At 67.2% G+C, this 641-nt stretch carries 1 protein-coding gene; it reads right to left on the bottom strand.

The features are described 5' to 3' along the window. Positions 1–641 (bottom strand): L-serine ammonia-lyase, iron-sulfur-dependent, subunit alpha (locus AC5RTE_RS17170; protein WP_494042583.1); only part of this gene is annotated, 641 nt, incomplete at both ends.

Below are 641 nucleotides of genomic sequence, written 5' to 3'. Positions count from 1 at the left end.
TCAATGCAGGGCACCTGCACCAGCCCGCCAATCGGATCACACGTCAGGCCCAGGTTATGCTCCATCGCGATCTCGGCAGCGTTCTCCACCTGCGCCGGGGTACCACCCATCACCTCAGCCAGGCCCGCCGCGGCCATCGACGACGCCGAACCCACCTCCCCCTGACACCCCACCTCAGCCCCCGAGATCGAAGCCTGCTCCTTGTACAGCACCCCGACAGCACCGGCAGCCAGCAGGAACTTCACCACCACATCCTCACGGTCCTCCTGGCTGGCGTTCTCCATCCCCGGCGCAAAATGCAGCGCGTAGTACAGCACCGCCGGGATGATCCCCGCCGCACCGTTCGTAGGCGCGGTGACCACCCGGCCGCCGGAGGCGTTCTCCTCATTCACCGCCAGGGCAATCAAGTTCACCCACTCCTGCCAGTACTTCGGGTCATGGAACTCCCCCTCCTGGCCCTCACCGTCCTGGCCCTCCCCGGCCGGGCGGGCGCTTTCCTTCCGCAGCCGGTCATACCAGTCAGGGGCCCGGCGGCGGACCTTCAACCCCCCGGGCAGCACCCCCTCACGCTTCAAGGACGTCGCCACGCAGCCCTCCATCACCGAGTAAATATGCAGCAGACCCGCCCGGATCTCCTCCTC

Source organism: Arthrobacter sp. K41 (assembly GCF_059089645.1).
Note: the sequence above shows the minus strand (reverse complement) of the source record. Positions and strands in the feature narration are given on the sequence as shown.